This is a genomic window from Pseudooceanicola nitratireducens (genome assembly GCF_900109195.1).
GTDB classification, from domain to species: Bacteria; Pseudomonadota; Alphaproteobacteria; order Rhodobacterales; family Rhodobacteraceae; genus Pseudooceanicola; species Pseudooceanicola nitratireducens.
In genome coordinates, this window is record NZ_FNZG01000024.1 from 1 (window position 1) to 4,129 (window position 4,129).

Genomic DNA, 4,129 nt, shown 5'->3' on the forward strand with positions numbered 1-4,129 from the left:
CAGGTCCTCCATAATAGCGTTCCGAACCATGGGTTCGAGGATGATATCGGGGACGTTCGCAACATTGCTCATTATTTTTTAGATCCTTATCGGTTTGCAAAAGGGGCAGGAAGGGATGGCCTCATCCCGGCCAAAGCAATCAATACAGAAAAAGCTTTTGGATCCCAGACCCCGTTCGCACATTACCTACGCACCGGGTCACTGACCCGACAGATTGATATGCACATTCTTTTCATGGGTGAAGGAAATCAGTTCGCCAATACCTACTTCGCGCCCGATACCCGATTGCTTGACCCCACCGAACGGGGCACCAAGGAAATGCCGACCGACTTCGTTAACCCAAACAAACCCGGCCTCGACGCGTGCAGCCGTACGATGAGCCATCACCAGATCCCGAGTCCAAATTGCACAGGGCAGCCCAAGCTCAAGTGCATTGACCTCGTTCAGCATGGAATCTTCGTCCGACCATTTGCGAACCGCAAGAACTGGCCCGAAAATCTCTTCACGGGCGATACGCATCTGCGGCGTTACATCCGCAAAAATCGTCGGCGCGATAAAGCTGCCTTTCGCCAGCGGACTATCCGTGACCGCATAACCGCCAGTAACGGCGCGCGCACCCTCACTTTTGGCAGAGTCAATGAAACCCATGACCCGGTCGAACTGCGCACGGCTGACAATCGTGCCTATCGTGGTTTCAGGATCCGTCGGAACGCCCGGCTTATATCTTTCAACAGACTCGGCCAGATAGGAAATGACTTCGTCGTGGATATCCTCGTACAGGAATGCGCGACTTATCGAGCCACAGGACTGGCCGCACCAGCCAAAGTTCATTCTAGCGACAATCGCGTCCGCAATCTTTTTCGGATCACTGTCGGGATAGGCAATCAGCGCGTTCTTGCCACCCAGTTCCAGCAGTACAGGTTTGCCCGTAGCGCTGGCGCTTCGCATCACAGCCCGGCCAGCCGACACAGAGCCAATAAGCGTGACCTTTGCAGCGCCAAGGTGCTCGGCCAGGCCAGCACCTGCCTCTAGATCACCCGGCAACACGTTGAATGTGCCTTTGGGCATCAGGCCATAAACAATCTCTGCCAGGCGCTATGCAGACAAAGGCGCCTGTACCTGCGGCTTGATGATGACAGCGTTCCCTGCCGCCAAAGGCGCCGCCACTTTACCGCCACAAAACATGAACGGATGATTGAACGCCAGGATACGTGCCACAACACTAAGCGGCTGGCGCAGGGTCATATTCACCCGATCCGGCCCCAAAGGGATCGTGTCGCCCTTCATTTCAGTCACAAGACCGGCGAAAAACTCCATCTGGGCCGCCGCGATGGCCGCGTCGCCGCGCACCTCGGTATATGGGTTGCCGCAATTGGCCGCGTCCATCATCGCAAGCTCATCTCCGCGCTTGTGCAAGAGAGCCGCGATTTCCTGCAGAATACTGGCACGCTCAAGAGGAGCAACATCACGCCATTCCTTCAAACACGCAGGCGCTACGTCCACCTCGGCCCGGGTCGCCGCAGCCACTAATCCGATCAGCTGACCTGTGCCCGGGTTAAAAGTCTCCTCGTAATTTCCTGCGCTTGGCGGAACCCATGCGCCCCCACAATACAGCTGCTCCTTACCAGAGAGAGCATGGTTTGCATCCATATTCACCATGCGCATATGACGTTTCCTCCCGCGATTGCCCTTGATTACTTAGATTACTAATATATTCAACCAATGAACCCCATCGCCTGCCAAGTGAAATCGTTGCGCGTATGAAAGGTTTTCGCCGGGCGGCACGCAGGTTAGCTGCCCTGTCAGGCACCCCCCACCGGGTGCCGCTGATCGCTAGCGCATCGGCTGGGGTGACTAATGCCTTCCAAGCTACCAACATTCAAGTGAAATATTGGACCCTCCACTAGCAAGCAAATTACCGCCATACGCTCACTATCTGCTATTTTAGATCACTAATTATTCGCGTAAATACTCTCTTGGATTGAATTATTTTCTGGGCATTCAATTGATTAAGAAAAAGACAGCCTGGCCCTTTCAGGAAGGGTTTATCATCAACGGAACGGCGGAAACCCATGTGTTTACCGACTACCGCTGGAATGATGGAAGCGTGAGCCGCCGCCAGTTTGTGGATCCAAACAGTTACGACCACACGCGTATCACAGTACGGCCGATTTCACTAAAGCTGCCAAGCAGCCAGGATCAGTAGGAGAACCACTCCGAGTGACCCACCGTGCCCTCGTAGTCTCCGTATTCGACCATGATGCTGCGCAAATAGAAGTACGAGGAACTTCCGCCGCTCGGAAAGGCAATCTCCTGCCCGCTTTCCGAGATGAATGTCACGGGCCAGGGCGTGTGGGATCGGTAGACCCGCTGGATGTACCGGCAGGTGCGGTTCTCTCGGTCGCAGGAACGAAGCGACCAGTCCCAATACCGATCACCTCCCCTTTCTCTATAGGCTTGACCGGTGAACCAGATCACATGGGTCCGGTTCAGCCATTCGTATTCAGGCAAGTTGGTGTCGAGCTCGCCCTCGCCGCCGGGTCCGCCCAGTTCGGCCGGCACATGGGCAAAGGTGCAGACCCCGAAGGGCGGCAGGCTCGGCCAGGGTGTGATGCGGCGGATCATGGTGCGATAGGCGCGCGCGCAGACCGCGCTCGGGGGGAAGCCTCCCGCCATGCAGAGCATGATGGCGCAGTCGACGTCATAGGCCCGCGCTTTCTCCGGGGCTCCGAACACCGCCATCACTCCCATTGCAGCTGCCATCATCTGTCGCTTCATGTCGCTCTCCCGCAAAAGTTGCGCAGACTATCGCGCAATATGTGTTTATCTGCAATATGTCGTATTGACTCCATATGACTTTATGGCCTTAGTGTCGTGAAGTAGAAGGGCTCTCGTGGGGAGAGTCCGAACATGCCGATAGCGCGCAACCAGATCCTGATCACCATCGATGGTGTCAAAGACCTGTCCGAGAAGGGCATAGCGTTCCGCTGCCGGTATGAACTCGTGGGGTTCACGGACGATGGCAAGCCGCGCTACCAGTGCATCTACCTGCGCGAGGGCGAGCCGGAAGCCATTCTGGTCTCGACCCGGATCACCCCGCACGGGCCAGAGCCGCGGTATTTCAACATATGGCCGGGACTCTTCAAACATCATCTCGAGTTCGGTGACGGGCGCGATCTGCGCTTTGGTCCTGACTACAGCATTACCCTCGAGGAGCGCGGCTGACGTCATCGCCTTCGGCCGCGACGGGACAGCCCGGACCTCGGGCTGGACCTTTCATGGCGAACGACCTGCCTGGGCGGGGCTGGGTGATAGCGCTGAGGCCGGGGTGGTTCTTGCCTCGCTGGATGCCACACCGCCGTCCGGACGCGACGACATCCTCTCCCTGATCCGCACGACTGCTGACCGGTACCAGGGGAACCGCGCCCTGCGGCAAGTCGGCCTCGATGAGGACGACTGGCTGGTCCTTTTCCAAGCCCTGGTCGAGGCCGAAAGCAGCTACAATCCGACTGCCGTGAGCCCCAAGGGTGCCTATGGTCTTGGCCAGCTGATGCCGGATACTGCCCGTGCGCTCGGCGTCGATCCGCGCGATCCCTCACAGAACCTCGACGGCGCCGCACGCTATCTGCTCGCGCAGCTGGCCACATTCAAGGACATCAACCTGGCGCTCGCAGCCTATAATGCCGGGCCGCACCGCGTGGTCGAGTATTCCGGCACCCCGCCTTTCACCGAGACTCGCGACTACATCGCGCGCATCCATCGGATCCGGTCCCGGCTGGCGGGTGCGCCTTTTTCCGCGCCGGATATCCGTGTCGCGACCCGCGTGCCTGCCCGCGCGCCGGTCCTTATCGAACTTCAGTAAAACAAGGGAACTTCGCATGCTTCGACATCGCCTCAGCCGCCTCTTGCCTGCCGCCACAACCCTGGCGGCTTTCGCAACGCCCGTCCTCGCGCAAGACTTGTCACCGATCCAGACCATGCTGGAAACCGTCGAGGCCGCGCTGACCGGTCCCATCGGGATCGCGGTCGCCACGCTCGCGGTCATCGGCACCGGTTTCATGTGCATGATGGGACGGCTGAACTGGGGCTGGTTCGCCTCGGTCATCATCGGGATCGTGCTGATCTTCTC

5 protein-coding genes and 1 pseudogene are annotated in these 4,129 nt (G+C 58.3%); 4 read left to right on the forward strand and 2 right to left on the reverse strand.

Features of this window, described 5'->3' with window-relative positions:
- Positions 1-198 precede the first annotated feature (198 nt).
- A pseudogene (locus tag BMX99_RS19330) lies at positions 199-1,665 on the reverse strand (aldehyde dehydrogenase family protein).
- A gap of 316 nt (positions 1,666-1,981) precedes the next feature.
- On the opposite strand from BMX99_RS19330, the gene BMX99_RS19335 reads away from it, so the two are divergent.
- The gene (locus BMX99_RS19335) at positions 1,982-2,206 is read left to right on the forward strand and encodes a hypothetical protein (protein WP_239368556.1); all 225 of its coding nucleotides are present in this window, start codon (positions 1,982-1,984) and stop codon (positions 2,204-2,206) included.
- Here the strand turns inward: BMX99_RS19335 and BMX99_RS19340 are convergent.
- Positions 2,200-2,778: a hypothetical protein gene (locus tag BMX99_RS19340; RefSeq protein ID WP_040885919.1), complete on the reverse strand. Its 579-nt coding sequence runs from the start codon at positions 2,776-2,778 to the stop codon at positions 2,200-2,202. The two genes, BMX99_RS19335 and BMX99_RS19340, sit on opposite strands and share 7 nt — an antisense overlap.
- Positions 2,779-2,910: 132 nt before the next feature.
- Here BMX99_RS19340 and BMX99_RS19345 point away from each other — a divergent pair, with 132 nt between their 5' ends.
- From BMX99_RS19345 to BMX99_RS19355, 3 genes are all read left to right on the forward strand, one after another.
- Positions 2,911-3,225 carry a hypothetical protein gene (locus BMX99_RS19345; protein WP_008335576.1) on the forward strand — a complete coding sequence of 105 codons (315 nt, stop codon included), beginning with the start codon at positions 2,911-2,913 and terminating at the stop codon, positions 3,223-3,225.
- Positions 3,226-3,328: 103 nt separating this feature from the next.
- Positions 3,329-3,862 carry a lytic transglycosylase domain-containing protein gene (locus BMX99_RS19350; protein ID WP_008335578.1) on the forward strand — a complete coding sequence of 178 codons (534 nt, stop codon included), beginning with the start codon at positions 3,329-3,331 and terminating at the stop codon, positions 3,860-3,862.
- A gap of 16 nt (positions 3,863-3,878) precedes the next feature.
- On the forward strand, positions 3,879-4,129 hold a 251-nt coding region (locus BMX99_RS19355), incomplete at its 3' end, for a TrbC/VirB2 family protein (RefSeq protein ID WP_093455153.1).

Coding starts and splice junctions, on each gene's coding strand:
- BMX99_RS19345 (WP_008335576.1), top strand. CDS start 2,911: ATGCCGATAGCGCGCAACCAGATCCTGATCACCATCGATGGTGTCAAA.
- BMX99_RS19340 (WP_040885919.1), bottom strand. CDS start 2,778: ATGAAGCGACAGATGATGGCAGCTGCAATGGGAGTGATGGCGGTGTTC.